Origin of the sequence: Pauljensenia sp. 20925_1_25 (assembly GCF_041433955.1) — a bacterium.
In the GTDB taxonomy this organism is placed as follows: Bacteria; Actinomycetota; Actinomycetes; order Actinomycetales; family Actinomycetaceae; genus Pauljensenia.
Genome location: NZ_JAPWCL010000017.1, coordinates 24,500 through 50,001, shown reverse-complemented (window position 1 = coordinate 50,001; position 25,502 = coordinate 24,500). Strand labels below are relative to the sequence as shown.

At 64.7% G+C, this 25,502-nt stretch carries 26 protein-coding genes; 10 read left to right on the top strand and 16 right to left on the bottom strand.

All coding sequences use genetic code 11. From position 1 onward, the window contains the following. Positions 1-27: 27 nt before the first annotated feature. Both O3932_RS08130 and O3932_RS08125 read right to left on the bottom strand, forming a co-directional pair. Complete coding sequence (locus O3932_RS08130) at positions 28-1,413, bottom strand: AAA family ATPase (RefSeq protein ID WP_009647444.1); 1,386 nt, start codon at positions 1,411-1,413, stop codon at positions 28-30. Positions 1,414-1,471: 58 nt separating this feature from the next. Further along, positions 1,472-1,831 (bottom strand): hypothetical protein, encoded by a 360-nt coding sequence (locus O3932_RS08125; protein WP_371537577.1) that lies wholly within the window; start codon positions 1,829-1,831, stop codon positions 1,472-1,474. A 343-nt stretch (positions 1,832-2,174) separates the two neighbouring features. On the opposite strand from O3932_RS08125, the gene nrdF reads away from it, so the two are divergent. From nrdF to pknB, 8 genes are all read left to right on the top strand, one after another. Continuing rightward, positions 2,175-3,137, top strand: coding sequence for a class 1b ribonucleoside-diphosphate reductase subunit beta (gene nrdF / locus O3932_RS08120; RefSeq protein ID WP_034504317.1), 963 nt, complete (start codon positions 2,175-2,177; stop codon positions 3,135-3,137). A gap of 862 nt (positions 3,138-3,999) precedes the next feature. Then, positions 4,000-4,701 (top strand): DUF3662 and FHA domain-containing protein, encoded by a 702-nt coding sequence (locus O3932_RS08115; protein ID WP_009647442.1) that lies wholly within the window; start codon positions 4,000-4,002, stop codon positions 4,699-4,701. Positions 4,702-4,705: 4 nt separating this feature from the next. Then, on the top strand, positions 4,706-5,206 hold the full coding sequence (locus tag O3932_RS08110; protein WP_009647439.1) for an FHA domain-containing protein: 501 nt from the start codon (positions 4,706-4,708) through the stop codon (positions 5,204-5,206). A 1-nt stretch (position 5,207) separates the two neighbouring features. Further along, on the top strand, positions 5,208-6,494 hold the full coding sequence (locus O3932_RS08105) for a PP2C family serine/threonine-protein phosphatase (protein WP_371537574.1): 1,287 nt from the start codon (positions 5,208-5,210) through the stop codon (positions 6,492-6,494). After that, a complete protein-coding gene (locus O3932_RS08100; protein WP_009647447.1) occupies positions 6,494-7,873 on the top strand; it encodes an FtsW/RodA/SpoVE family cell cycle protein in 1,380 nt (459 codons plus the stop codon). The genes O3932_RS08105 and O3932_RS08100 overlap by 1 nt, the downstream gene beginning before the upstream one ends. A gap of 3 nt (positions 7,874-7,876) precedes the next feature. Beyond that, positions 7,877-9,328, top strand: coding sequence for a penicillin-binding protein 2 (locus O3932_RS08095; protein ID WP_009647443.1), 1,452 nt, complete (start codon positions 7,877-7,879; stop codon positions 9,326-9,328). 11 nt (positions 9,329-9,339) lie between these two features. Continuing rightward, a complete protein-coding gene (locus O3932_RS08090; protein WP_371537571.1) occupies positions 9,340-11,874 on the top strand; it encodes a protein kinase in 2,535 nt (844 codons plus the stop codon). Further along, on the top strand, positions 11,847-13,865 hold the full coding sequence (gene pknB / locus O3932_RS08085; protein ID WP_371537568.1) for a Stk1 family PASTA domain-containing Ser/Thr kinase: 2,019 nt from the start codon (positions 11,847-11,849) through the stop codon (positions 13,863-13,865). Before O3932_RS08090 ends, pknB begins: the two co-directional genes overlap by 28 nt. A 909-nt stretch (positions 13,866-14,774) precedes the next feature. Here the strand turns inward: pknB and O3932_RS08080 are convergent. From O3932_RS08080 to O3932_RS08065, 4 genes are all read right to left on the bottom strand, one after another. Then, entirely contained in the window at positions 14,775-15,413 is a 639-nt protein-coding gene (locus tag O3932_RS08080; protein WP_009649264.1) for an aminodeoxychorismate/anthranilate synthase component II, read from the bottom strand. 291 nt (positions 15,414-15,704) lie between these two features. Further along, positions 15,705-15,866: a hypothetical protein gene (locus O3932_RS08075; protein ID WP_009649255.1), complete on the bottom strand. Its 162-nt coding sequence runs from the start codon at positions 15,864-15,866 to the stop codon at positions 15,705-15,707. Between the two features lie 10 nt (positions 15,867-15,876). Then, entirely contained in the window at positions 15,877-16,638 is a 762-nt protein-coding gene (locus O3932_RS08070; protein ID WP_371537565.1) for a class E sortase, read from the bottom strand. After that, entirely contained in the window at positions 16,631-17,335 is a 705-nt protein-coding gene (locus O3932_RS08065; protein ID WP_291452761.1) for a DUF881 domain-containing protein, read from the bottom strand. Before O3932_RS08065 ends, O3932_RS08070 begins: the two co-directional genes overlap by 8 nt. Before the next feature lie 125 nt (positions 17,336-17,460). Between O3932_RS08065 and O3932_RS08060 the strand changes: the two genes are divergently transcribed. Next, entirely contained in the window at positions 17,461-17,724 is a 264-nt protein-coding gene (locus O3932_RS08060; protein WP_009649261.1) for a cell division protein CrgA, read from the top strand. 98 nt (positions 17,725-17,822) lie between these two features. Here O3932_RS08060 and O3932_RS08055 read toward each other — a convergent pair whose 3' ends face one another. From O3932_RS08055 to O3932_RS08045, 3 genes are all read right to left on the bottom strand, one after another. Further along, entirely contained in the window at positions 17,823-18,584 is a 762-nt protein-coding gene (locus tag O3932_RS08055) for a Rossmann-like domain-containing protein (protein ID WP_296502664.1), read from the bottom strand. A 111-nt stretch (positions 18,585-18,695) separates the two neighbouring features. Then, positions 18,696-19,574, bottom strand: a complete 879-nt coding sequence (locus tag O3932_RS08050; RefSeq protein ID WP_371537562.1) for a rhomboid family intramembrane serine protease — start codon at positions 19,572-19,574, stop codon at positions 18,696-18,698. 107 nt (positions 19,575-19,681) lie between these two features. Further along, positions 19,682-20,203, bottom strand: coding sequence for a peptidylprolyl isomerase (locus O3932_RS08045; protein WP_299239335.1), 522 nt, complete (start codon positions 20,201-20,203; stop codon positions 19,682-19,684). Positions 20,204-20,354: 151 nt separating this feature from the next. On the opposite strand from O3932_RS08045, the gene O3932_RS08040 reads away from it, so the two are divergent. Beyond that, positions 20,355-20,951: a hypothetical protein gene (locus tag O3932_RS08040; RefSeq protein WP_296502656.1), complete on the top strand. Its 597-nt coding sequence runs from the start codon at positions 20,355-20,357 to the stop codon at positions 20,949-20,951. A gap of 134 nt (positions 20,952-21,085) precedes the next feature. Here O3932_RS08040 and O3932_RS08035 read toward each other — a convergent pair whose 3' ends face one another. From O3932_RS08035 to O3932_RS08005, 7 genes are all read right to left on the bottom strand, one after another. Continuing rightward, positions 21,086-21,466: a hypothetical protein gene (locus O3932_RS08035; protein WP_009648919.1), complete on the bottom strand. Its 381-nt coding sequence runs from the start codon at positions 21,464-21,466 to the stop codon at positions 21,086-21,088. A 40-nt stretch (positions 21,467-21,506) separates the two neighbouring features. Next, complete coding sequence (locus O3932_RS08030; protein ID WP_034505534.1) at positions 21,507-21,932, bottom strand: hypothetical protein; 426 nt, start codon at positions 21,930-21,932, stop codon at positions 21,507-21,509. Positions 21,933-22,016: 84 nt separating this feature from the next. Continuing rightward, positions 22,017-22,577 (bottom strand): hypothetical protein, encoded by a 561-nt coding sequence (locus O3932_RS08025; protein ID WP_299239150.1) that lies wholly within the window; start codon positions 22,575-22,577, stop codon positions 22,017-22,019. A 22-nt stretch (positions 22,578-22,599) separates the two neighbouring features. Continuing rightward, complete coding sequence (locus tag O3932_RS08020) at positions 22,600-23,109, bottom strand: hypothetical protein (protein WP_371537559.1); 510 nt, start codon at positions 23,107-23,109, stop codon at positions 22,600-22,602. 134 nt (positions 23,110-23,243) lie between these two features. Beyond that, positions 23,244-23,741: a hypothetical protein gene (locus tag O3932_RS08015; RefSeq protein ID WP_371537556.1), complete on the bottom strand. Its 498-nt coding sequence runs from the start codon at positions 23,739-23,741 to the stop codon at positions 23,244-23,246. Positions 23,742-23,910: 169 nt separating this feature from the next. After that, a complete protein-coding gene (locus O3932_RS08010; RefSeq protein ID WP_009648920.1) occupies positions 23,911-24,774 on the bottom strand; it encodes an HAD-IIB family hydrolase in 864 nt (287 codons plus the stop codon). Positions 24,775-24,910: 136 nt separating this feature from the next. Further along, entirely contained in the window at positions 24,911-25,411 is a 501-nt protein-coding gene (locus tag O3932_RS08005) for a hypothetical protein (protein ID WP_034505540.1), read from the bottom strand. Positions 25,412-25,502: the final 91 nt, after the last annotated feature.

The following is a 25,502-nucleotide window of genomic DNA, read 5'->3' as shown; positions in this document are numbered from 1 at the left end:
TCGGCAGGGGCAGACCCGGAAGGGTGGTCACAGCAGCTTGTTGGCCTTCATGTAGGCGGCCAGGTCGTCGTATTGGCCGTCACGGTTGCCGTATTCGACGATATTGCGCGCCGACGCGAACCACGGACCCGCGCTGGGGCGCACCTGCTTGAGGGCGTTCGTAAAGTCCTGCATGGTCATCATGCGGACGGTGCCGGTGCGCAGGGAGTCCATCATGGCGAACTCGGCGGCGCTGTCGACCAGGTGGGCCAGGTCCGCGCCGGTGAATCCGCTGGTCTGGCGCACGAGGACACCCAGGTCGATCCCCTCCATGGGCCTGTCCTTCAGGTAGTGGTAGAGGATCGAGTGGCGCGCGGGCGCGTCGGGCGGCAGGACGGCGACGGATCGGTCGAAGCGCCCGGGCCTGCGCAGGGCGGGGTCGACGTCCCACGGCGTATTGGTGGCGGCCAGGATGAACAGTCCTTCGTTGTCGGCACCGATGCCGTCCATTTCCATGAGGAGCTGGTTGGTGACGCCTCGCCACGCGGCGCTGGTGGATTGGCTGCGCTTCTGCCCGATGGCGTCGATCTCGTCGAGGAAGAGGACGACGGGTGCGTGCCTGCGGGCGGTGACGAACAGGGAGTGGAGGTTCGCTTCGGAGTTGCCGATGAACTGGTCGAGGATGTCGGTGAGGGTGACGTTGATGAAGGATGCACCGATCTCGCCTGCGAGCGCACGCGCGATGTAGGTTTTGCCGCATCCCGGGGGGCCGTAGAGCATGAGTCCTCCCTTGAGGCTCTTGCCGTAGAGCCTGCGGAGTTCGGGGTTGCGCAGGGGTGCCAGGAACGCCATGTTGAGGCGGTCTTTGACGTCTTGCATGCCGCCGACGTCGGCCAGGGTGGAGGTGGCGGTTTCGACGTCCCACACGTCCTCGGCGGCGGGCGGTGCCTCGTTGTAGACGGGTTCGGCACCGTTGACGAAGGCGGGCGCGGGGCCGCCGACCTGTTCCTCGGCGCTGCGCCAGTCGAAGCGTTGGGTCTCGCTTTCCCGGGTTGGCTTGTTCGACGAGGCCGGGGTCGCCTCTTCGGGTTTCCTGCCCGAGGCCTGGGTGGCCTGCGTGGGCACGCTCGGCTCGGGTGAAGCGGGTGCGAGTGAAGCGGGTGTGGGCGCAGCGGTGGTGGGCGCAGTCGGCGCGGGAGCAGCGGAGGGTGCCACGGCCTCGTGACCGGGGGCGGGCACACCGAGTGCGGCGCGCATGAGGGCGGTGGCGCGTTCGTTGGTCGGCTCGGACGCGAGGACGATACCGAGGTGGGGGACGGCGTCGGCACCTCGCCCGTCGGCGATCAGAAGTTCGGCGAGGTGCAGGCGCAGAGGCGTGTCCCCAGGTCGCTCGGCGACGACGGCCGTGAGGGAGTCAATGAGGGGATTGGTCATGCCCGCAAGCCTACCGGTTGCTTGCCTCATCTCCGCCCCGAATGCGACGGCGGGCGGCTTACCCGATGCCGTTCATGAAGGCTATGAGGAAGAAGCCGGAGATGAGGGAGATGCGCATGAAGAGGAAGACGCGGCCACCCAGCTCGGTGAATCGGGTGCAGAAGCGCATGAAGGTCAGGCGCACGCCTCGCGGCAGGGTCCGGTTGAACGTGGCGATCTGGTGACCCACGTAGAAGTAGACGCTGACGATGGCGGCGACGTACAGCAGGAAGACTCCCCATCGGGCACCGGGAAAGACTCCACGGGCGACGAACAGGTAGAAGAGTCCGCAGCACAGGGCGGCGATGGCGGCACCCTTCCAGGCATTGGTCAGCACGGTGCGCACGCGGCGCAGCATGGTGCGGTAGGCGGTCGGCACAGGCGGCGGCTTGAATGTCGCGCCGGTAACAGGCGTCCTCGCCGACCACGTCGAGAGCTTCGAGGATGCTCAGGGCCGCCCGGTAGTCGCGGGCGGCAATCGCGGCCTCAGCGTCGGCGAAGGTGGGCATCGTCACGCGGATAGGATACCGACCCCATGCTCTTGGGCATGACCTCGTCCAGACAATCCCAGGATTCTGCGGTCCTGTGCGGCACGCAGCCACGATGCGCTTTAAAACGCAACACTACGTGACCCCGACAAACGCGCCCACGGGTATCCTGGTGGGAGCAGCGCGAGGCAACTCCGGCCTCATCCGTCCATCACCGCACATAGAGGAGCCCCCATGGCGACCGAGCCCGTGTTCGAGGCCATCAACTGGAACAAGATCCAAGACGACAAGGACCTTGAGGTCTGGGATCGCCTGACGGGCAACTTCTGGCTGCCTGAGAAGATTCCGCTCTCCAATGACCTGCCGAGCTGGAAGACCCTCACCAAGGACGAGCAGCTCATGACGAACCGCGTGTTCACGGGCCTGACCCTGCTGGACACGCTGCAGGGCACAGTCGGCGCAGTGTCGCTGATCCCGGACGCGCGCACCCCACACGAGGAGGCCGTCTACACGAACATCGCGTTCATGGAGTCGGTGCACGCCAAGTCTTACTCGTCAATCTTCTCCACCCTGCTGTCCACGGAGGAGATCAACGAGTCCTTCCGCTGGTCGAACGAGAACGCGGCCCTGCAGAAGAAGGCTGAGATCATCAAGTCGTACTACGACGGCGACGACCCGGAGAAGCGCAAGGTCGCCTCGACGATGCTCGAGTCCTTCCTGTTCTACTCGGGTTTCTACGCGCCCATGTACTGGAGCTCGCACGCCAAGCTCACGAACACGGCCGACCTGATCCGCCTCATCATCCGCGACGAGGCCGTCCACGGCTACTACATCGGCTACAAGTACCAGCTGGCCGTGAATGAGTCGAGCGAGGAGCGCCAGGACGACCTGCGCGACTACACGTACTCGCTGCTGTACGAGCTTTACGAGAACGAGGAACAGTACACGGAGGACCTCTACGATCCGCTGGGTCTGACCGAGGACGTCAAGAAGTTCCTGCGCTACAACGCGAACAAGGCACTCATGAACCTGGGGTACGAGGCCCTGTTCCCGCACGACGCGACCGACGTGAACCCCGCGATCCTGGCGGCCCTGAGCCCGAACGCGGACGAGAACCACGACTTCTTCTCGGGGTCCGGCTCGTCCTACGTGATGGGCGAGGTCGTGGACACCGAGGACGAGGACTGGGACTTCTGATCCTGCCGACTCGCGGCCGGGCTGCATGCAGCCCGGCCGCGTTGTATGTGCGCGGCCCGGCGGCGTCGTCAGGGGGTGCCGCAGCACAACGGGGGTGTCCGCCGTATGGCGGACACCCCCGTACGATGGGCGACATCACGATGCGTGACTACTTGGCCAGTACATACTCCCTGCGGCGCATCCAGCCACATCCCGCGGCGAGGGCGAGCAGGCGCACAGGCCTCGTTATTAGCGTTTCCATCGCTGGTCACGGTGATGCGGTAGGTGACAGTGATGCTATCGATCATCCCGTCATCAACCGCATCAAGGCTCTTGTTGAGGCGCAGGTTTGAGGCCTGCAGCTGGTTGATGAAGGTGCAGGTGATCGGTAGAATTATGGGGCTACCTGAGCACTTGCGCCCAACTACTGAGGTTTACTACCCTCCAGTTTTCCCCTTTAATTGACCCATGATCGACAACTTCTCCACACGCCCTTACCACTCCCCCAGTTAACTCCCCGCACGAGCACGTACAGACCCGCCCTCACCACACCCCAACAAGAGGACGACAGTAGACTTAGACCGCGCTCCAAGTGCGGACCAACATGACACCCACCTACTCAGAACCCTACACATTGTTACCTCTCACACACTTAATGTCACACATGCAACAAGCACACCATATGCCCCAGGCGCATCATGTCGGAGTATTCCCCGTCATAACGCGCATCTCACCAAGTAGATAGAGGGGCAGCCGATCGCGAACATCCCGCTACTTACAACCACAGCACCACCCGCGGCAGTTAGACTGGGACCGGGAGCGGAATAGCTTCCACACCGACCGTACGTCGCGCACAGCGCGGGGGAATGAGGAGAGCACGACTATGAGTATCTTCGACCGCTTCGAGAATGCCGTGGAGAGGGGCGTCAATGGCGCCTTCTCACGCGTGTTCCGGTCGGGGATCAAGCCCGTGGACATCACCACGGCGATCCGCCGCGCCATGGACGATTCCGTCCAGGAGGTCTCCGCCTCGCGCATCATCGCAGCGAACCACTTCACCGTCTACGCCTCACGTGAAGACCTCTTCTCTCTCGAAGCCTCCCTCGACGTCCTCGCCGACGAGTTCGCCCAGCAGGCCACCGAGCACGCCTCCAACAACGACTACTCCCTCCTCGGCCCCGTCAGCATCGAATTCGTCGCCGACTCGACCGAAGCCGCCGGCACCCTGAAGGTCGCCGCCGAAAACCGCAGGGGTGCCGCAGCTCCCGCCACTGCCTCGTCCGCCTCCCCCGAACACCCCATCATCGACATCGACGGCGACAAATGGCTGCTCACCGAACCCGTCACCGTCATCGGTCGCGGCTCCGAAGCCGACATCGTCGTCAACGACTCCGGCGTATCGCGCCGCCACCTCGAACTTCGCATCACCCCCACCGGAGTGATCGCGACCGACCTGGGTTCCACCAACGGATCCTTTGTCGAAGGCCATCGCATCGATGCAGCAACCCTGCTCGACGGCAACCAGATCGTTATCGGACGTACCAAGATCCTCTTCTGGACGCATCCTGACCAGAGCGGAGTTTAATGAAGTGACCACTGACCTCGCATTTACCGTATTCCGCATCGGGTTCCTGGTGCTGCTCTGGCTCCTCGTGCTCGCAGCCGTCAACACGCTGCGACGCGACATTTTCGGCACCGTCGTCACCCCACGCGGCAAGGGACGAGACAAGGCCGCTTCCCGGCGCAAGGCCTCGCGCACCCGGCGCAAGGAGACGAAGCGGACCTCCACCAACCCGCTGATGCCCAAAGACCTCCTTGTCACCGGCGGGCCGCTGGTCGGCACCATGCTGCCCCTCGGCGAAGCACCCATCGTCATCGGTCGCTCCCCCGCGTGCACCCTCGTGCTCGAAGACGAGTATGCCTCCAGCCGCCACGCAGCGCTCACTCCGCAGGCCGACGGCTGGTGGATCGAGGACCTCTCGAGCCGAAACGGCACGTTTATCGACGACGAGCGCCTGATGCAACCGCGTCAACTCAGAATCGGCGATATCATCCGCATCGGCCAGACAACTCTCGAATTGGTGGGTTGATATGCCAGGGAAAGCCGTTCAATTCCACTATGCCGCCCGCTCTGACGTGGGCCTCGTGCGCTCCAACAACCAGGACTCCGGCTACGCCGGAGCGAACCTGTTGGTCCTCGCCGACGGCATGGGTGGGCCTGCCGGCGGTGACATCGCGTCATCAGTTGCCCTCGCGCACCTGGTCCCCCTCGACACCGACTCGCACCCCGCAGACTCCATGCTGCCCCTCCTGCGCGAGGCCCTCCTCGACGCCCACGAGGAACTCACCGACCGCTCGAGCCGCGACCGCGACCTCGAAGGCCTGGGCACCACCTGCATCGCCCTCATGCGCTCCGGCAACCGCCTGGCCATGGTCCACATCGGAGACTCCCGCGCCTACGTGCTGCGCGGCGACACGCTCACTCAGGTCACGACCGATCACTCCTTCGTGCAATACCTGGTCGACACCGGCCAGATCACGCCCGAGGAAGCCGAGCACCACCCCAACCGCAACGTCGTCCTGAAAATCCTCGGCGACGCGCAGGCCGACGTGTCCCCCGATGAAACCATCCGCACGGCCGTCGTCGGTGATCGCTGGATGCTGTGCTCCGACGGCCTGTCCGGCCTCGTCTCCCCCGAGACGATCGGCCAGGTCATGGCTGACTTCGCCGACCCCGGCGAATGCGCCGAAGAACTCATCCGCCTCGCTCTCCTGGGCGGTGGACCCGACAACATCACGTGCGTTATCGCGGACATCGTCCCCGCCGGATCCTTCCCGCCCGCACCCCCGCAGATCGTCGGTGCCGCTGCCATCGACCGCAACGCCAAGTCGCGCGGCGGCCAGGGAGCGGCTGCGCGCGCGGCCGCACTAGGAGCCAAGGCCTCGGGCCACGGTGCTGACTATGACGCTAGTCCCATCGAACTCAAGCCCCGCACCTCCTGGTGGACCCCCATCTTCGTGTCCCTCATGACCGTCCTCGTGGTAGCCGCGTCCTGGCTGTCCTGGAAGTGGACGCAAACGCAGTACTACGCGATCGGCCAGGACGGATACGTCGTCATCTACCAGGGCATTCCCCAGGCCATCGGCCCCTGGCGCCTCTCCCACGCCGTCGAAGTCTCCGACGTCGCACTCTCGGACCTGTCCCCCGTGGACCGCCAACGCCTCGACACTCCGGTGCTGCGCTCCTCCCGCGAGGAAATCGACGAGTACATTGAGGGCCTCAAGCATTCCGCCGTCACGCCTCCGACCGGGCACATCGGACCCGTCCCGCAGTCGGGTGAGGTACAATCCGGGGCCCAGAGCGGAGAACACTTCTGATGGCAACCGTCTCGATCGCCCCCGCTAAGCCGCGCCGATTCCTCGAGCTAGGCCTCACGGCCCTGGCCCTGGCCGTCGGCATCTCCGGCTACGTACTCTCCTCACTGAACCTGACGAAAACCCTGCCCGCGAACCTGATCCCTCAGATCGGGGTACTCATCGCCCTTGCGATCATCGGCGAAGTCGGCATCCACTTCCTGGCACCCTACGCGGACCCCGTCATCCTGCCGATCGCGGTGGCACTGACGGGCCTGGGCCTAGCGATGATCTACCGCCTGGACCTGTCCTACGCGAAAAACGACGAGGCCGAGGTCGGCTACAAGCAGGCACTCTTCGTGGGCATCGCAATCGTCGTCGCCGCCATCATCCTGATTTCGCTACGCGACCACCGCATGCTGCGCCGCTACACCTACACCTTCGGCGCACTGTCCCTCTTCCTGCTGCTCCTCCCGATGATCCCCGGCCTCGGCCAGGAGACCTTCGGCGCGCGCGTGTGGATCCGCCTGGGTCCCGTCTCGATCCAACCCGGTGAGCTCGTCAAGATCACGCTCGCCATATTCTTCGCCGGATACCTGGTCACCAACCGTGACAATCTCGCGATCGGCGGCAGCAAATTCCTGGGCATGCGCCTACCGCGCGCCCGCGACCTCGGCCCCATCATGATCGTCTGGCTCATCGGCATCGCGATCCTCGTTCTCCAACGCGACCTTGGCACGTCGCTGCTCTTCTTCAGCCTGTTCGTCGCAATGCTGTACGTGGCCACCAACCGCGTATCCTGGCTGTTCATCGGTTTCACGCTCTTCGCCCCCGCCGTCGCCCTCGCCGTCCGCTTCTTCTCCCACGTGCAGACGCGCTTCAACGGCTGGCTGCACGCCTTCGAACCCGAGTTCTACTACGGCGGTTCCTACCAGCTTGCGCAGGGTATTTTCGGCCAGGCATCGGGCGGCCTCATGGGTACCGGATGGGGACGCGGATATCCGGACCAGGTTCCACTGGCCAACTCCGACTTCATTCTCTCCTCCCTGGCCGAGGAGCTGGGCCTCACCGGCATGGCTGCGATCCTGATCCTGTACCTGATCCTCATCCAGCGCGGCCTGCGCGCAGCCCTGACGGTGCGCGACGGATTCGGTAAGCTTCTGGCCACCGGTCTAAGCTTCTCGCTGGCCGTCCAGCTCTTCGTGGTGCTCGGTGGCATCACCCGTCTCATCCCGCTGACGGGCCTGACGGCACCGTTCCTGGCGGCCGGTGGCTCCTCAATGGTGTCCTCATGGATAACCGTCGCACTGCTGATCCGCGTGTCAGACGCTGCCCGCCGCCCGGCGTCCACGCAGTCCCCGTGGAACTCCGGTATTCCGGCGGCACTGGGGGTGAACGAGTAACGCATGAACGCACAGATTCGCAAGATCTTCGTCGTCGTCCTGATCATGTTCGCCATGCTGGGCTTGGCGATAACAAACACGCAGTTCATTTCCGCGCCCTCGCTCAACGCAGACCCGCGTAACGTGCGCACGACCCGCCACGCCGCGGAAGTCGACCGCGGACCCATCATCGTGGAAAAAACGGCGATCGCTTCCTCTGAACTCGAAGAGGACTCCAATCGCTACACACGCGTCTACGACGAGGGTCCCCTCTACGTATCGGCCACGGGCTACTTTTCAGCAATCGGCTACGGGGCAACCGGCATTGAGGAAGCTGAGGCGGACGTTCTCGACGGCCAGTCTCAGACTCTGCTCGGGCAGCGCCTGCGCAACCTCCTGACGGGCGAAAAGCGCCAGGGCGGCGGCGTCGAGCTGACACTGAGCGCCTCCATGCAGCAGGCGGCAGCCACCGCGCTCGGTGACCGCAAGGGTGCCGTTGTGGCACTGGACGCCAAGACCGGCGCGATCCTCGCCCTCTACTCCTCCCCGACCTTCGACCCGAACACGCTGGCTTCCAGCGACGGGGGCTCGGTGAGCGATGCCTACGCGGCGCTGGAAGCCGACCCGAGGAAACCGATGCTCAACCGCGCGATCTCGGAACGCTACGCGCCCGGCTCGACGTTCAAGGTCATCACGTCCATCGCCCTGATCGAGAATGGCATTGCCAATCCGGACACTCACATGGCCTCGCCCGTAACAACAACCCTTCCGGGCACGGTCACACAGGTTTCCAACATCGAATCCTCGACCTGTGGCGACGGCAACCCGACCCTGACCGAGGCATTCGCACGCTCGTGCAACACAACGTTCGTGCTGGCCTCCCAGCAGCTGACGAACCAGCAACTCACGGACGTCACAAACCGCTTCGGTTTCGATCATGAACAGCAAATCCCGCTGACGGTCATCCCCTCCGTGTTCCCCTCCGACGCGGACCGCGCACAGCTCGCCATGAGCGCAATCGGCCAGTACACGGTCCAGACCACTCCCATGCAGATGGCCCAGGTCGCGCAGACGATCGCCAACGGCGGCCAGATGATGGCGCCCTACCTGATCAAGCAGATCGTCGACGCTGACAACCAGACCATGCGTAAGACCAAACCGACGGACGCCGGTCGGCCGATCTCCGCCGACACAGCCTCGAAGCTCACCAGCATGATGCAGGCCGTCGTCTCCCAGCCGTACGGCTCCGGTACCCCGATGGCCATCCCCAACGTGTCGGTGGCAGCCAAGACCGGAACCGCCGAGACCGGCGAGGGCGACCGCGCGAACGCGTGGGCCATGGGCTTCGCCCCCGCAGACAACCCCCAGATCGCCTTTGCCGTCATCGTCGAAGGTGACGACAATGTTCCCGCGCCGCACGGCGGAGACGTGGCCGGCCCGGTCGCCCGGGCCGTCCTGGAAGCGGGGCTCCAGTGAGTGTCCCGCGCATGACATCCGGTGCCGGCCGCGTCCTCGGAGGCCGCTACACACTGCTCACCCCCATCGCACAGGGTGGAATGGGTGAAGTGTGGAAGGCCCGCGACCGCGTCAGCGGCCACATTGTCGCCGCAAAGGTTCTACGTCCCGAGCTGACAGGCGAGGAACTCTCGCTGTCGCGCCTGCGCCTCGAGGCCCGCAACTCGATGTCGATCTCGCACCCGAACATTGCGAACACCCAGGATTCGGGTGAAGAAGACGGCATCGGCTGGATCATCATGGAACTCGTCGACGGCTACCCGCTGACGGACTATCTGCGCGGTGGCACACGCATTGAGCCCGAATACCTCATGCCGATCCTCGTGCAGGTCGCGATGGCGCTCGGTGCCGCCGCACGCGCAGGCGTCGTGCACCGCGACATCAAGCCGGCGAACATCCTCGTTCGCCCGGACGGCATGGTGAAACTGACCGACTTCGGCATCTCCCGCGCGAGGGACCAGGTCAATCTGACCGCCGCGGGCATGGTCATGGGTACCGCCCAATACCTGCCGCCCGAACAGGCGATGGGCGAGACCGCCACGCCCATCGGTGACCTCTACGCCCTCGGCGTCATCGCTTACGAGGCCGCCGCTGGCCGGCGCCCCTTCACGGGCGAAACCCAGGTCGACATCGCGTTCTCGCACGTCAACGACCCGGTGCCTCCACTGCCGGACTTCGTCCCCGAGCCCCTCGCCGACGTCATTTTGCACCTGCTGGAAAAGGACCCCGCGAAGCGCCCCGAATCCGGTGCCGCCGCCGTCCGCGAGATCGCCGGTGCCGCCAAGGCCATGGGCATATCCGTGACACCTCGCCCACTGCCGCTGCCCAAGGCCGCGCAGCTCGCCCCCGAGACGCGCACGCCCGTCCAGCCCTCCGTCCCGATCCTCGCACCCGTGCGTCACCTAACTCGCCGCACGCTCCCCGACGAGATGCTCCAGCCCCCGTCGGGCCTCGTACCCCACGTGAGCGCCGCGACCGGTCGCCACGCCGTCGTTCCCCGCATCATCGACGAGGCGACGACCGTCGCGCCCTCATCCTCGATGATCCCGATCACAGGACGCCACACCATGCTCCCACGCATCATCGACGAACCCGCACCGCCACCGTCCACCAACCCCCTGTCTCCACCCACGCGGGTGCGTCGCATCATCCCCGATACGACCGGCGAACAGACACTGGTGTCCGGTTCCGTGCGTTCCCTGACATCTACGGGACGCCACACGGTCGCTCCCTCGAACCCACAGGGTCCGATCTCGACCTCGATCCCCACGCGCGTCGTCTCCAAGCCCGCGGCGGTTCCAGAATCACTCTCACCCCGCACTGCGAAGACCCCCACCACCAAGACCCCCACCGCGAAGGCCGCGGTGCCAACTGCGACCCCCACTCCGGCCACGCTTGTTGACCCATCGCAGGCAGCTACACCGACGAAGCCCGTGGCGCGTCCCACGGCCGCCGAGCGCCCGACAACACCCGCGGCCCCCAAGCCGTCCCAACGTCCGGCAATGCCCGCGCGCCCCACGGCCGCCGAACGTCCGGCGACGCCCGCACGCCCCACGCGCCCCACGGCCGCCGAACGTCCGGCAATGCCCGCGCGCCCCACGGCCGCCGAGCGCCCGGCAACACCCACGGCCCCCAAGCCGTCCCAACGTCCGGCGACGCCCACGCGCCCCACGGCCGCCGAGCGCCCGGCAACACCCACGCGCGCCGAGGCACCGGCTCCCAAGAAGCCAACCACGGCCTCGTCGACCCCGCGCAAGGAGCCAACCCCCACGCCCACACAGGCACCCGCTACGCCCGTTGCGCCCACGGAAGCCGAGCGGCGCGCCGCCCTCAACGAGCGCCTGCGCCAGCGGGCACAAGACCGCCAAGCCGAGGACGCCGCCGAAGCACACCGTCGCGCCCAGGTCGCTCGCGAAGAAGAGGCCCGCCAGCGTGAGCTACGCGAAGCCCGCGAAGAGCGCCAACGCCGTGAGGCCCGTCAACGGCGCGAAGCCGAGCAGGCTCAGCGCAAGTCCGCGCGCACCTCCTCCGCGCCCGACCCGCAGCCGTCCCGCGACGTCAAGGACGAGCGCGCAAAGTCCACCAAGGCCTCGTCGAAGACCACGACGACCACCAGCTCCACGCCGCGCGTCTTCGGGACCGTTCCCCAACCCCGCGGCAAGGACAAGAAAAACAAGAATGCGTCCACGCGCCCACGCCGCTCCGTGTACGAGTCCAAGCCCAAGAAGGACTCGGGCGGACCGCACTGGCACAAACTTGACGCCCGAACCACCGAGCACAAGCGCCCGGCAGCGAAGACCGCCTACTCGCGTAGTGTCGTTGCCCCGCCGGTCCCTGCATCTAAGAAATTAATCCGCATTGCGGTCATCGCACTCATCGTGATCGCGCTGACCGTACTCGCAGCCTTTACGATCAAATCCATGCTGAGCTCCCTCATCCCAAGCAACGCGGGGGCAACCATCACCGAGGAGGTTAGGACATGGCACAGCCCATGGCCCACCGTCTAGCTGGCCGATATGAGGTCCGCTCGCTCATCGGGCGAGGCGGAATGGCCGAAGTTCACCTGGGCTTCGACACTCGCCTGTCGCGCGTCGTCGCCATCAAGATGCTACGACGCGACCTGGCGCTGGACTCGATCTTCCAGGCGAGGTTCCGCCGCGAGGCTCAGTCGGCAGCGTCGCTGAATCACCCAAACATCGTCGCCGTTTACGACACCGGCGAAGAAATCGTCTCGGACGCGACCAACCGGTCCATCGCGATCCCCTACATCGTCATGGAGTACGTCGAGGGGCACACCGTCAAGGAGCTGATCTCCGACGGCACGGCCGTCCCGATCAACGAAGCCATCGAGATCGTGTCGGGTGTCCTGTCCGCCCTGCAGTACTCGCACGACAACCACCTGGTGCATCGCGACATCAAGCCGGGCAATATCATGTTGACGTCGGACGGCAAGGTCAAGGTCATGGACTTCGGCATCGCCCGTGCCCTGACCGACTCGCAGGCCACCATGACGCAGACGAACGCCGTCGTCGGCACCGCGCAGTACCTCTCCCCCGAGCAGGCGCGCGGTGAGACCGTGGACGAGCGCTCCGACCTGTACTCGACGGGCGTCGTGCTCTTCGAGCTGCTGACGGGTCGCCCGCCCTTCAAGGGCGACTCGGCCGTCGCCGTCGCCTACCAGCACGTCGAGCAGATCCCGCCCACCCCCTCGTCGATCCTGTCCGACATCCCGGATTCCCTGGACCGAGTAGTCCTCAAGGCGCTCGCGAAGAACCGCGACGACCGCTACTCGAGCGCCACCGCGATGCTCTCGGACCTACAGCGCGTTGCACGCGGCATGGACGTGGGCGCCCCGCCTGCCGACTCGTGGGCGACCGAGGTACTGCCCGCAGCCGGCCTCGTCGGCGCGCGCGCCGCAGCACCGACGACCACCTCCACGGTGAGCACGTCCGCGGCAGGGACCCCCCCGACATCGACGTCAACGTCGCTGCCCGCCGTCTCCTCCGACGACGATGGGACGAGTAATGCTGCCGCTGCCCGCAAGCGCCGCACCGCGATCATCGCGACCCTCGTCGCCATCGCGCTGCTCCTCATCGGCGGCAGCGTCTGGGCGCTGAGCCGCAGCGCCGCTGAGCCGGAGACCGTCGCCGTCCCCAACGTCGTTGGACTGTCTCAAGCAGACGCAAAGTCCCAGATCGAAGCCGCCGGCCTGACGTGGGAACTCAACCCCGACAAGGTCGCCTCCGATACCGTCGACAAGGACTCGGTCGCCTCAACCGACCCCGCAGGCGGCACCCAGGCCGAGAAGGGCGCCACCGTGCGCGTCACTATCTCGTCCGGCCCCGACTCGGTCACCCTACCCGACAACCTGGTCGGTATGAGTCCCGACGACGCCCGTAAGGCCGTCGAGGCGCTGGGCCTGAAGTGGGATGTCAACTCCAGTAAGGTCGCTTCCGACACCGTGCCCGAGGGCAAGGTCGCGCAGACCAACCCCTCCCCCGGCTCGAAGGTCAAGGCCGGTCAGACGATCACCGCCTACCTGTCCTCCGGCTCCGACCAGGTTGAGGTCCCCGACCTGTCGGGTATGAGCCAGGACCAGGCGCGCAGCGCCCTCAAGGCAGTCGGCCTGGAACTCGGCAACGTGTCGACCGTCGACTCCGACAAGGAGAAGGATCGTATCGTCGAGCAGGATCCCGATAGCGGTTCCAAGGTCAAGAAGGGCACCAGCATCGCCGTGTCCGTGTCCAGTGGCAAGGCCGCACAGGTGGAGATCCCCTCCGTCGTCGGCATCGGCCGCGAGGACGCTGAGGCGCAGCTCAAGGCCCTGGGCCTGACCGTGACCGTCGAGGAAGTCACCGGTACCCAGCCCGCCGGTCAGGTCACCGCCGTTGAACCCGGCGTGGGTTCGAAGGTGGACAAGAACTCGACTGTGAAGCTCAAGGTCTCGAAGGGTTCCATTTTCCCGACGCCCAGCCCGTCGCCCTCTACCAAGAAGTAGTCCGACTCACCCAACGATCAGGGCCCGCACCGACAGGATTCCTCCTGGGGTGCGGGCCCTGTCGTATGCGATGCTGGCCTTGCGTGCGGGGTGCGGGCCCGTCGTGTGCGGGGTGGGTTCCGCTCCGCGTGCATGCGCCCCTGTCACGGCTTCCAGGGCGGGTACGAGGCCGTGGCGGGATTCGCGCATCGGTACGGGCCGCGTGCAATGGTCAGGGCGGGTACGAGGCCGTGGCACGGTTCCCGCATCGGTACGGGCCGCGTGCAATGGTCAGGGCGGGTACGAGGCCGTGGCGGGATTCACGCAGCGTGCGCGGACTGTCTTGAGCTTCGGTGCGTCATTCGGGCGGCTTGCGAGGACTGTTCTGGCCTTCAGTGCGAATACGAAGCCGTGGCAGCTATGCGGGTTCCACGCGGTGCCTGCGCGTCCTCGCGGTTCTCCCCGCACGCGGGACGCCTAACTGGGAGCCTTAGCCTGCTCACCGGCGGTTGAACCCCCTGATGCGCACGTTAACCCGCTGGGTCGAGCGTGGGCGGGGTCGCCCACGCTCGACCCAGAAGGCTCACGCTCCAGCCAGAAGGCCCAGTCTCCGTCTAGCGGGTTCACACTCCACTCAAAGATTACGAGTTGCCACGATCCCAGCCACGGCCTCGTCGGCGGATGCACAGGACGACGACGTTTCCGCGCCGGGCGCGCACCTACGCGGATAGGTTATGCGTATGCGGATAGGTTATGCGTTCGCGGATAGGTTATTAGCCTATCCGCATGCTCGTAACCTATCCGTGACGTCATTTCCTATCCGCATGCGGCCACCCACAAGCAAGCACACCGACGGCGTGCCTTCAATACCACCGACGTCGCGGCTGTACTCACTGAACGTGTCCAGCCAGTGGGCTGGCGACGCGCCCCCTACAGCTTGAAGCGCTCCGCGACGACGGGCTTCAGGGACACCGCCCGCTCCCGCGCGTCAGTGTCGCCGCAGGCGGCCAGCCAGTTGGCGAACATGAGGTGCCCGGACTGTGTCATGACGGACTCGGGGTGGAACTGGACGCCTTCGAGGGGCAGGGAGCGGTGGCGCACGCCCATGATGATGCCGGATTCGGTGCTCGCGGAGACCTCGAGTTCGTCGGGCATGGTCGCGGGGTCGATCGTGAGGGAGTGATAGCGGGTGACAGTCAGCGGCGAGGGGACGCCTTCGAACACGCCGCGCCCGTCGTGGGTGATGACGGAGGTCTTGCCGTGCATGAGTTCGGGTGCGTGCCCCACGGTCGCGCCGAACAGCTCGCCCAGGGCCTGATGGCCCAGGCACACGCCCAGCATCGGGATCTCCCGCTCGGCGCAGTCGGCAATAGTCTGCAGGGACGCGCCGGCGCTCTTGGGGTCGCCGGGTCCGGGGGAAATGAGGACGCCGTCGTAGCCGGCTTCGAACCACGCGGGATCCACGACGTCGTTACGCACGACGTCCACAACAGCGCCCAGGTGGCGCAGGTAGCCCACAATCGTGAAGACGAACGAGTCGTAGTTGTCGACGCAGAGGATTCGTGCCATCGCCGGTCCTTTCATGTACGAGGCCGTGGCCCCTTTCTCCGGCCTCCATCGTAGGGCGCTCCCACAGTGGGCGCGCGACCGCTGTCCGACAAACGGGCGGTGCGGTGCGGAAAGCGGAGGCGTGGAAAGCGGCGACGCATTCACGAATGAGAGGTGGGAGACCGACCCCGCACCCGTGGGCACAGCCGAGCAGAAATTCCCACATCCACGGTTCGCGACCCCGCTCAACGCCCGCGGATACGACACGAGGCCGGGGTGTCCCCGGCCTCGTCCCATCCACAAGCGGGTGGCTCAGGCGCCGCCGACGGAGGACTGTCCCAGTTCCAGGTAGGACTGGACCCAGGGGTAGACCCAGGTGAAGAGGGCGGCGATGGCCGCGGCGATGAGGGCCAGGGATTCGATGACTTTGAACCAGGTGGGGCCGGGCAGGTGGCGGAAGATCCATGCGTACATGTGGGGTCCTTTAGTTCGTGGGTTCGTCGACGAGTTCGGCGGGGACGCCCGTGTCCTTGGGGGTCCAGGATTCGAACTTGAGGTGAACGATGTAGCGCTGCCAGTTGCCGTATTCGGGGTGGCACGTTGTCATGGTCATCCAACGCTCGGTGGGGGTTTTGGACCAGGAGAGGTCGTCGATGACGGGAGCGACGACGCGCATCTGCGAGGGGTCGGTGGCGTCGATGATCTCGGAGGAGACCATAGAGTAGACGAGGTAGCGGTCGTCGACTTCTACGACGACCTTGTCACCCTGGGTGAGGCGGTCGATCCAGCGGAAGTTGTTGCCGTAGGTGCGGCGGTGGCCGGCGACGGAGAAGTTGCCGACGCCGCCGGGTTGGGTGGTCATGTCGTAGTGGCCGGCCCAGCCCTGGTCGAGGACGTAGGAGGTGGTGCCTTCGGCCAGCGGGATCTTCATCCAGTCCCAGGTGGGTACGTGGACGAGGCCGTAGACCTCGCCGGATGCAACCTCGCGCGTGAACTCGGGGGGTGCGTCCGTTCGTGTCTCGCCTTGGGTGCGCTTGGAGGGCTGGTGTTCTTCTTCGTACGAGGCAATGGTCTGGGTGACCTGGCCGGCGACCTGGTAGGTTGTCCAGTAGAGCTGCCACACGGAAAACAGGCCGATGACGAACGCGAAGGTGATGAGCAGCTCGCCGATGACGCCGACGATGTTCCAGAAGATGTTGGAGCTCTTTTTCTTTGTCGGAACGGCTCGAGCGATGTGTTCACCCATTCGTTTCCTCCACGGTTGCATAGTTGACGGTGAGCGAGGTTGTTGCAGGCGCGAAGCTTAGGGAGTCTTTGGTCTGCATGTCCCACCCGAGGCCGTACTTTGACACATAAGCCTGATAATTCACCATACGTGGGTTTGCAGTAACCGTCGCGCGCAGGGTGTCAGGATCACCGATTGCTTGAATCACAAAGGGCGGAGAAAAGCTGGTTCCGTCGACCAGGATGACGTTTCCGATGCATCGGATGACGGTTCGGTTGGTGATGCGTACGCCTTGGACTGTCATGGCTTCAGCGCCGCCAGCCCACAGGGCGTTCATGGTGTCTTCGATGTCCTGCTGGTGGATGACGAGGTCGTTGGGGGTTGCGCCGGCGGGGATGCGTCCGGGGGGCGCGTCGTTGAGGGTGATTTGGACGCCGGGACCGGAGACGGGGCGCGTGGATTTGGCGGTGAAGGCGTCTTCGTCGGGGGTGGGCGCGCCGGGTTGGGAGGTGGAGAAGTTTTGTATCTGCGCGTCAAGGGCACCGACCTCGGCGTCGAGGGCGGCGACCTGGGCTTGTCGGGTGTGCACGAGGGTTGTGAGGTCCGAGGTCCCGGCGGGGTTTTTGCGTTCGTTGAGGGAGGAGATGGAGAAGAGCAGGCCGGAGGCGATGGTGACGGCGAGGATGGCGGCCGTGTGGCGGACCTTGCGTGGCTGCATCATTCTCTCTTTCTGTGGCGCTGCGTTTGGGTACTTCCTATGTCCGAGACTACGCTAGAGTATCGACTAATTCATCACCGCCGGGCGGTTTGTCTTCCCGCGCGGGCCAGTAGAAAGGACCCGACGTGGCCGAATCGAAAAAGCGCAAGAAGAATGGGCATGAGGTCGAGGACGATACCGAGATCAAGAATTGGACGGATGGTATTCCGCTCAGCCCGGTCTGGTGGGCTCCGACGTTCGTGACGCTCATGATTGTGGGTCTGCTGTGGGTTGTCGTGTTCTACATTTCCCAGGGCGTGTACCCGATTCCGAAGATCGGTCAGTGGAATATTGCGGTGGGCTTGGGCACGATGATGGTGGGTTTCCTGATGACGTTGCGTTGGCGCTGAGCGTGCGTCGTTTCGCGTGAAACGTGAGTGTGGGGCGTTCCGGTTGTTGCCGGGACGCCCCACTTCGCGTATGGACGAGGCCGTGGCTGGCCGGGTGATTATGCTCGGCTGAGCTGGACGCGCACGCCGGCGTCGTACATGCCCCGGAGGGAGCGTCCGGCGAGGCCGTCTTCGAGGCGCGCGGGGTGGGCGCTGGCGAAGGATATGACGGTCGTGGCGCCGGCGTGAAGGAGCGCGGGGGACGCGGGCGTAGAGGGTCCTAGGACGACGGTGTGGGCGTTCGAGGCGAGGGTGAGGAGGCGCGGCATGGTTTTGTTGACGAAGGCGGAGCCGGAGATGAAGACGTAGTCCATGTCGGGGAGCAGGTATTCGCAGGCGGAATCGGGGTAGTCGCCCTCGAAAAGGTTGCGTTCGAGGATGTTGAGTTCGGCGGCGTCGGGCATGGCTGCGGCCGCGAAGGGGAAGTGTCCAATGATGGCGACGCGCTTGCCAGCAACGAGGGGCGCGTAGGGGTGGAAGGTGCGCGCCCAGTTGTTTTCTTCGCAGGGAGTGAATCCTCGGGCGAGGGCAACCTCGGGGTGGGAGTGGTAGGCGTTGATGGCGGCCATGCCGATGCCTGCGTCCTCGAAGTTCCAGGATTTGGCCAGGGCGGCGACGTTGCGCAGGGGGCGACCGATCAGCTCGGAGGGGTCGTCCGCTATACGAGGCCGTGATTGGACGTTCATGCCGAAGGCCATGCCGACGCCGTCGTCGCTGGAGGCGACGCGGCGCCACTTGCCGTCGGTGTGGATTTGGGTGACGGTGATGTCGGAGGGGATCTCGTCGATGAGCTGGTCGTACAGGTCCCAGGGGCTGGTCATGGTGTCTCCTGTGGGCGCATGAGGGAGGGTCCGGCACTGTGCCGGACCCTCCCTATGTTAGGTCATCCTCAGAAGACGTGCCGAGGCCCTGCAGAGGCGACGACACCCCGATTACGCGCCATAGACCTCGACAAGGAGGCGGAACACCAGAGCGTTGAGCGCGACGATACCCGCGATCATGCCGAGAGCCACCAGAAGCTGTCGACGATTCTGCGCCGCCTCCGTGATGCCCGAGCGCGGGCGAGCCAGGCGTGCAAGCACCCACGTAGCGGCCACGCCGACGACCGCGCCCCCGATGTGCGCCTGCCACGAGATGCCACTGGCCAAGAAACCGTATACCAGGTTGATGCCCAGCAGCGTCAAGATCGGCGTCGTATCGGCTCCCCCCAATCGCTGCAGGACGAACACAGCGCCGAAGAGGCCAAACACAGCACCCGACGCCCCCACCGTGCCCACGAGGAGTTCCGACGGCTGAATGAGGCACCAGGCGAGGATGAAGGCGGATCCACCCAGCGCACTCAGCAGGTAGACGGTGAGGAAACGCCACCAGCCCAGGACGGGTTCGGTCGCGCGACCCACCCAATACAGGGAGAGCATGTTGAACAGGATGTGCAGCAGCCCGCCGTGCAGGAACGCGCCCGTCAGGATCGTCCACGGGCGCGACATGAGGAAGAGCGGAACCAACGCGAGAGACGACTTGAGGGAGGGGAACACCCAGGTCGCCAGGTACATGAGGATGCAGATCGCCATCATCGCGTAGGTGACGACCGGGGCACCCATCTGCGCCGCGCGCGACGCCTGGCGCACCCATCCGCGCTTCGAGGATGTGCAGTCCACGCAGATCGAGCGCACCTCGGTCGGAATTAAGCAGTCCACGCACATTGGCCGGTTGCAGCGCTTGCAGTAGTCGACGCTGCGCACGCCCGGGTGGCGCGGACAGTCGGGGGCGGCCCGCGGGTCGGACCGCTGACCGTAGCTCGGCAGGCTCATAGCGTCCCTTTCATTCGTGGGTAAGGGACGAGGCCGGGGTCCCTCATCCCGCCAACTGCGCTGAGCAGCGGGGGCGGCCCCGGCCTCGTCACTGACAAGAGAAAAGGTCAGTCGACGATCTCGATCGAGTTGATGACCTGCTCCGTCACGGGGCGGTCGTTCGCGCCCGTGGGGGTGGTGGCGATGGCGTCGACGACGCGCTTGGAGGCCTCGTCGACGACCTTGCCAAAGATCGTGTGGTTGCCGAGCAGCCACGGGGTGGGGGCCACGGTGATGAAGAACTGGGAGCCGTTGGTGCCGCGGCCCATGCGCTTGCCGGCGTTGGCCATGGCAAGCAGGTAGGGCTCGTTGAAGTTCAGCTCGGGGTGAATCTCGTCGTTGAACTGGTAGCCGGGGCCGCCGGTGCCGGTGCCGAGGGGGTCGCCACCCTGGATCATGAAGCCGGGGATCACGCGGTGGAAGATGGTGCCGTCGTAGAGGGGACGGGACGTCTTCTGACCGGTCTTGGGGTCGACCCATTCGCGCTCGCCCTTGGCCAGCGTCACGAAGTTGGTGACGGTGTTGGGAGCGTGGTTCGGGAACAGCTCGACGGTGATGTCTCCGGCGGTGGTGTGCAGAATAGCTTTCATGTTGACAATGGTGTCATCTTTTCCTGTGTGTTTCCTGACGGTCGTTCAGCTCACGCCGACTAGTGGGCTGCACATCACAGGCGGATGTAGCACAATAGGACGTGAGTGGCGCATGTGCGCCCCCGTTAATATGGACAGGATCGGAGACAACATGGCTACCTCGCCGACTTTCGATGCAGATAAGCTGCGCGCTACCTCTGAGCAGCTTCGCGACGCTGCCGCCGTTTACGCCGGGAAGGTTGCCGTTCGGGCTGCCGATCTGGCGAACCAGGGCGTCGATTGGGCCGCTCCCCGTGCCCAGGCTGCACTGACAAGCGCGATCGAGCACGCAGCTCCCGCGATTGAGAACGCTGCAGCACGCGCGCAGGCCGCCGCTGCGCACGCCGGCCCCGCGATTGAGAACGCCCGCGAGCACCTGGTGGAGGACTACCTGCCGCGCGCGTCCCTCGCCGTGAACCAGGCGGGTGCCGCCCTGTCGGCACGCGGTTCGCTGTCTGACCGCGCACGCCGCGCCTCCGAGGTGTCGGCCGCCGCCCTGACGACGCCCACCCGCAAGCGCCGCAAGTGCCGTTTCCTGCGCGCTGTTGGCCTGACCGCCCTGGTCGGCGCGACCGCCGGTGCGGGCTACATCCTCTGGAAGCGTTCGCAGCCGATCGAGGATCCGTGGGCCGAGGAGTACTGGGCGGATCTGGACACGGATTCCTTCGTGCCGGAGACGGACGCCGAGAAGGCTACCTCCGAGCGCTGATGCTCTGAGGTTCTTGCGCCTCTGGGGGGCCGCGACGCGTTGCGTCGCGGCCCCCATGTGTTCGGTGCGCGTTAGCCGTCGCTGACCCGGGCGTCGCTGACCCGGGCGTCGCTGTGCGTGCCCTCCGATACGTTTCATCGCGAAGAGAAGTATCTAATTATCGCGATAATGCCACCGATGATCACCATCAGAAGGCCCCAGGGGGCCACCCAGAAGAGGAATAGGACGGGCAGCCATCCCAGCGCATCGCCACTGTCACCATGGTCACCGGGAATCATCCCGACGAAGATCGCCGATAACACGGGAGACAACATAATGACAAACCCGATCACTACAAAGAACGTGGCGAATCCAAACGCGGCGCTACGAGGTTTCTTCGACTGACATGTCATCCCCTGATGAAAGCTCTGGTCGTTCTGGGGATATCCCTGATAGACCGGACCCGGCTGCTGAGAGTCCACCTCTTGCTTCGCATGTGCCGAGAAAGGATTCACGGGCTGATTCGGGATGCTCATGTTTCTTACTATCCTTTCGTTTTCGCGGTATCGGCAGCGCTCAATACGACGAGATGCTTATCCGCACCCACACGTCGATCAGGACATAGGCAACGCCGACAATGACCCACGGGGCCGCGTTCAGGATGATCCCTCGTCGGCACCACGACCGCTGACGCGGCGTCACACTCGACCCAATGCCGATGAATCCCGCGAGAAAACCCACGAGGTTCACGATTCCCAGGAAGCTTCCACCGAAAATGAAAGGGACGATGAAGGAAAGCCCGGCGTACTCGGAGTGTTCACCGTTGACAGAAGCCGCGTAGAGTACGAATCCGCAGGCAAGCAAGAGGATGATCATGATCCATCCCGCGACTCCGCACCAGAGCGCAACCTTGTCGCTTCCCCGCAGTTTCTCCTGCTGGGAAAACCTGGGCTGCTGATACCCCGGATATCCGGAATAGGGACGATTGCGTGGTGCGCTCATTGTCTCTCCTTCGCGTGACGGTCTACTGCAATGCGCCCACGTTCGGCTGAGGATACTATCCCTGCCCCTGGTACTGCGCGCTCGCTACGCCGAATGAAAGGAGTTGATCGCTCCTGTGATGAAAAGCGGGCTGACGTTCAGGATGAGTCCCAGCCACGCGAGCCTCCAGTTCCCAGACCTGTCGAGCAGACGAATCAACCCTGTGATCCCACCAATCAGATTCAGGGGAACAACCAGCATCCAGGCAATGACCAAGTAGAGAGAGATGATCAACTCCCCACTCACAGAGTCCTGCGTCCAATCCGCGTTGGAGGACAGCCATGTGGCCAGGAGAGCCAGAACAATGACGACCCACCCTGCGATTCCACAGGAGATGCTGACCCGGTCAACCCGCGGAGGGAAACTTACCTGGGGCTGGGCGACATAGGTCTGAGGGTATCCCAGGTAGGGTCCGCCACCCTGGTAGAACCCGCCATTCTGGTAGGGGACGCCACCCTGGTAAAACCCGCCATTCTGGTAGGGGACACCGCCCTGGTAGAACCCATCACCCGGATAGAGTCCGCCACTCTGGTAGGGCATACTCCCCTGATACGGCACACTATCTCCGTAGCTGTCCGGCTGAGGATTGTTGATCGGCACAGTCATTCACTGCTCCTTGCCCTTATATCTAGTGCGTGCTGCCGTTCATCACCCAGATGATAAAACAGATTGCGAAATAGATATATGGACTCACGTTGAGGACGATCCCCAACCAATTCAACCGCCACTTCCTCGACCGATCCGAGAGCCTCATGATCCCGATGATCAGGCCAGTCATGTTGAGGGGGACCATGACCGAAAGTGTCATCTGCGGAATAAAGCCGACGAAACGTAAGACTGAGTGATGGGTCTTCCCAAATTCCGTGCTGGTCAGCAGCCAAAGCCCCAGATAGGTTGTCAGGTGCAGCGCCCACACCGCCGCCCCGCAAGCAATGGACACCCAGTTGACCCGCGGGGGCATCTGCACCTGGGGGCCGACCGGGTAGGACTGCGGATACCCCTGGTAGGGGCCAGCGACCTGGTACGGGTTGGCTCCCTGCGGCGCAGCCTGCCCGGGCGCGTAGGGAGCCGCGGGCATCCCGCCCTGATATCCTCCGCTCGGATAGGTGTTTGAGTTCCGGGCGCGAGAATCCGACATTGTCACAATCGCTCCTTCATGAGGTGATCATCGCGGAAATTCCAGCGCGGCCGCACGCCCTCGCGAGTACGCCGACGGCGGGCATGCACCCACAAACATTGTTGGACGCGTGGGCTGAGCCTCGCCTCAGCGACCTACGCGAAAAGCATCAGCGCGAACATTAAGACACCGAACATAACGTAGGGGCTTGCGTTGAGAAGGATTCCCAGCCAGTTGAGCTTCCGTACCTTCGGCGTCCCCGTAGCCCCCACGATTCCAATAATGCCACCGGCGAGGTTCACCGGGCCAATAAACATCAGGGCGAAGAGTGGAAAGAAGCCGATTATTTCTTTGCCACTCGGGTCAGGATCGGACGCACTAGCTCGCAGGGCCATCCACATGGCCAGCACCGTCAGGCCGATGAGGATCCACCCGACAACACCTAAGATGATCGATACCCAGTTCACCTTCCGCGTCACAGGCCCTTGAGGCACGGGCGCATAGCCCGGTGCAAATCCCTGCGGCGCAGTCGAATACCCCTGGGGTACCCCCTGATAGACGGGCTGTCCGGGCACGTAGGGAACCACGGGCTGTCCGGGCACGTAGGGAACCGCGGGCTGTCCCACAGGCTGCTGAGGATAAGGTATGCTCATCGAGTTCCTCCTCTGTTGCACTGACATGCGGTGACAATCCGTCTCTCGACTGGTGTGCCACAAATGCGCAGCACAGACAACGATGCTGTGAAGAGCCCCCACATCCCCTTTCCGAAAATTCTTTCAAGAATTGAGATTATCGAAGAGGGAGGACCCGCGCAAGATGCACTCACCCAAGGAGAGCGCGCAGCACCTGGGCAACCCCGGCCTCGTTATTGGAAGGCGCGATGAAGCGCGCGGCCTCGATGACGTCCTGCGAGGCGTTCGCCATCGCGAAAGACAGGTCGCCCTCGCTCATCATCGACATGTCGTTGCCGGCGTCGCCGAAGACCGCGGTCTGGGAGCGATCCACGCCGAGGAAACGCTGTAGGTCGCGCACGGCGCTACCCTTGTCGACACCACGAATCTGCAGGTCGGCCCAGTTCGCACCGGAGATCGCGTACTGGTGGGTGTCGGCGAAGTGCGCCAGCGTCGCCTCCGCGAGCACGCCGACCGGGCCGATGGCGTAGACCGCCAGCTTGACGATCGCGTCGTCGATCTGCCCCGCCTCGATGGCGTCGATGACGGCCTCCTGGTCCTCGACGCACTGGGTGCGGTGGTAGTAGGGGGCGACACCCTCGACGAAGAGGTCATCGGTGCGCTCGACGTAGGCGAATTGCTTGCCGCACATGACCAGACCGCCGTCGATCCCGTCCGGGCCCGACGTGGCCTCGCGGACCAGGCGGATGACCTCGCGCACGGTGGGGGCGTCGACGGGGCTGGAGGAGACCTCGACGCCGTCGCGCATGACGATGCCGCCGTTCTCACCGATGACCGTCATGCCGGGGCGACCGGGGAACATGTCGATGAGGGTCCACACCTGGCGCCCTGACGCGGGCGCGAAGGTGACGCCGCGCTCGTCCATCAGATCGAGGAGCTCATCCATGCCGGGCGGGAAGTTCTTGTCGTCGTCGAGGAGGGTGCCGTCCATGTCGATGGCGGCCAGGCGCAGGTCAGCGCCCACGTAGCGCGCGGGGTCGGTGGGGATCGTCATGTCTCCATTGTGCCCGACCGCAGGACCGGGTGCTCACGACCTGCGACGAGGCCGGGGTAACCTCACGCTGCTGAGCGCGGACTTCGCTTCGTTGTCGCGAGGACACTACCCCTCCCGTACACCGATTCTGTCTCCGTCATATGAAGAGAAGATTCAGACTATGCAACCAGTACATGACCCCACCCATCAACGTAGCGACGACGAGCAAGGGCAGAAGCCATAGGCGGACGGTTATACCGTGTATCCGCCATTCGTCTATTATCCACATGACGCCCTCAGTGATCGCGACACACAACGTCAGAGCCACCAGCGGTGGGGCCGTAAATAGAACGAAGACCAAGTACAGCCCGTATAGCCAGTATGTTCCGTCACCGTTGTCAGTGTGATCCCCTGGCTGCAAGTCGAGCAAGAATTTCAGGATGGTCGGGCTCACGATGACCAGGGTTGTGATGAGCGCAAAGATGAGCCAGATCTTGGGGATTCGCGGCTTTCTCCGAACGTGGTGGGCAGGCACGGGAGCGCAACCTGGACCCGCGCTCGACCACACAAGCGTGGAGGACGGTGGCGGCTGCATTCTCGGTGCCGTCATCTGTTCAGGTATCGTGCCGGGCATCGAGCCGATAGCGTTGTTGGTCATCGTCGAACCTCTTCGTTCGCATTGGAGTGATCTCTGCGTCAACCGGAACGCTAGCCACTCACATGCCGCGCTCGTGTCCGCGCCCTTCACC

Bases quoted from the DNA above. Each gene is read 5' to 3' on its own strand.
- O3932_RS08030 (WP_034505534.1), bottom strand. From the start codon at position 21,932: ATGAGCGCACCACGCAATCGTCCCTATTCCGGATATCCGGGGTATCAG.
- O3932_RS08045 (WP_299239335.1), bottom strand. From the start codon at position 20,203: ATGAAAGCTATTCTGCACACCACCGCCGGAGACATCACCGTCGAGCTG.
- O3932_RS08005 (WP_034505540.1), bottom strand. From the start codon at position 25,411: ATGACCAACAACGCTATCGGCTCGATGCCCGGCACGATACCTGAACAG.
- O3932_RS08055 (WP_296502664.1), bottom strand. From the start codon at position 18,584: ATGACCAGCCCCTGGGACCTGTACGACCAGCTCATCGACGAGATCCCC.
- nrdF (WP_034504317.1), top strand. From the start codon at position 2,175: ATGGCGACCGAGCCCGTGTTCGAGGCCATCAACTGGAACAAGATCCAA.
- O3932_RS08130 (WP_009647444.1), bottom strand. From the start codon at position 1,413: ATGACCAATCCCCTCATTGACTCCCTCACGGCCGTCGTCGCCGAGCGA.
- O3932_RS08065 (WP_291452761.1), bottom strand. From the start codon at position 17,335: ATGCAGCCACGCAAGGTCCGCCACACGGCCGCCATCCTCGCCGTCACC.
- O3932_RS08010 (WP_009648920.1), bottom strand. From the start codon at position 24,774: ATGACGATCCCCACCGACCCCGCGCGCTACGTGGGCGCTGACCTGCGC.
- O3932_RS08100 (WP_009647447.1), top strand. From the start codon at position 6,494: ATGGCAACCGTCTCGATCGCCCCCGCTAAGCCGCGCCGATTCCTCGAG.
- O3932_RS08090 (WP_371537571.1), top strand. From the start codon at position 9,340: ATGACATCCGGTGCCGGCCGCGTCCTCGGAGGCCGCTACACACTGCTC.
- pknB (WP_371537568.1), top strand. From the start codon at position 11,847: ATGGCACAGCCCATGGCCCACCGTCTAGCTGGCCGATATGAGGTCCGC.
- O3932_RS08070 (WP_371537565.1), bottom strand. From the start codon at position 16,638: ATGGGTGAACACATCGCTCGAGCCGTTCCGACAAAGAAAAAGAGCTCC.
- O3932_RS08050 (WP_371537562.1), bottom strand. From the start codon at position 19,574: ATGAGCCTGCCGAGCTACGGTCAGCGGTCCGACCCGCGGGCCGCCCCC.
- O3932_RS08095 (WP_009647443.1), top strand. From the start codon at position 7,877: ATGAACGCACAGATTCGCAAGATCTTCGTCGTCGTCCTGATCATGTTC.
- O3932_RS08040 (WP_296502656.1), top strand. From the start codon at position 20,355: ATGGCTACCTCGCCGACTTTCGATGCAGATAAGCTGCGCGCTACCTCT.
- O3932_RS08015 (WP_371537556.1), bottom strand. From the start codon at position 23,741: ATGAGCATACCTTATCCTCAGCAGCCTGTGGGACAGCCCGCGGTTCCC.
- O3932_RS08115 (WP_009647442.1), top strand. From the start codon at position 4,000: ATGAGTATCTTCGACCGCTTCGAGAATGCCGTGGAGAGGGGCGTCAAT.
- O3932_RS08020 (WP_371537559.1), bottom strand. From the start codon at position 23,109: ATGTCGGATTCTCGCGCCCGGAACTCAAACACCTATCCGAGCGGAGGA.
- O3932_RS08075 (WP_009649255.1), bottom strand. From the start codon at position 15,866: ATGTACGCATGGATCTTCCGCCACCTGCCCGGCCCCACCTGGTTCAAA.
- O3932_RS08035 (WP_009648919.1), bottom strand. From the start codon at position 21,466: ATGAGCATCCCGAATCAGCCCGTGAATCCTTTCTCGGCACATGCGAAG.
- O3932_RS08105 (WP_371537574.1), top strand. From the start codon at position 5,208: ATGCCAGGGAAAGCCGTTCAATTCCACTATGCCGCCCGCTCTGACGTG.
- O3932_RS08080 (WP_009649264.1), bottom strand. From the start codon at position 15,413: ATGGCACGAATCCTCTGCGTCGACAACTACGACTCGTTCGTCTTCACG.
- O3932_RS08025 (WP_299239150.1), bottom strand. From the start codon at position 22,577: ATGACTGTGCCGATCAACAATCCTCAGCCGGACAGCTACGGAGATAGT.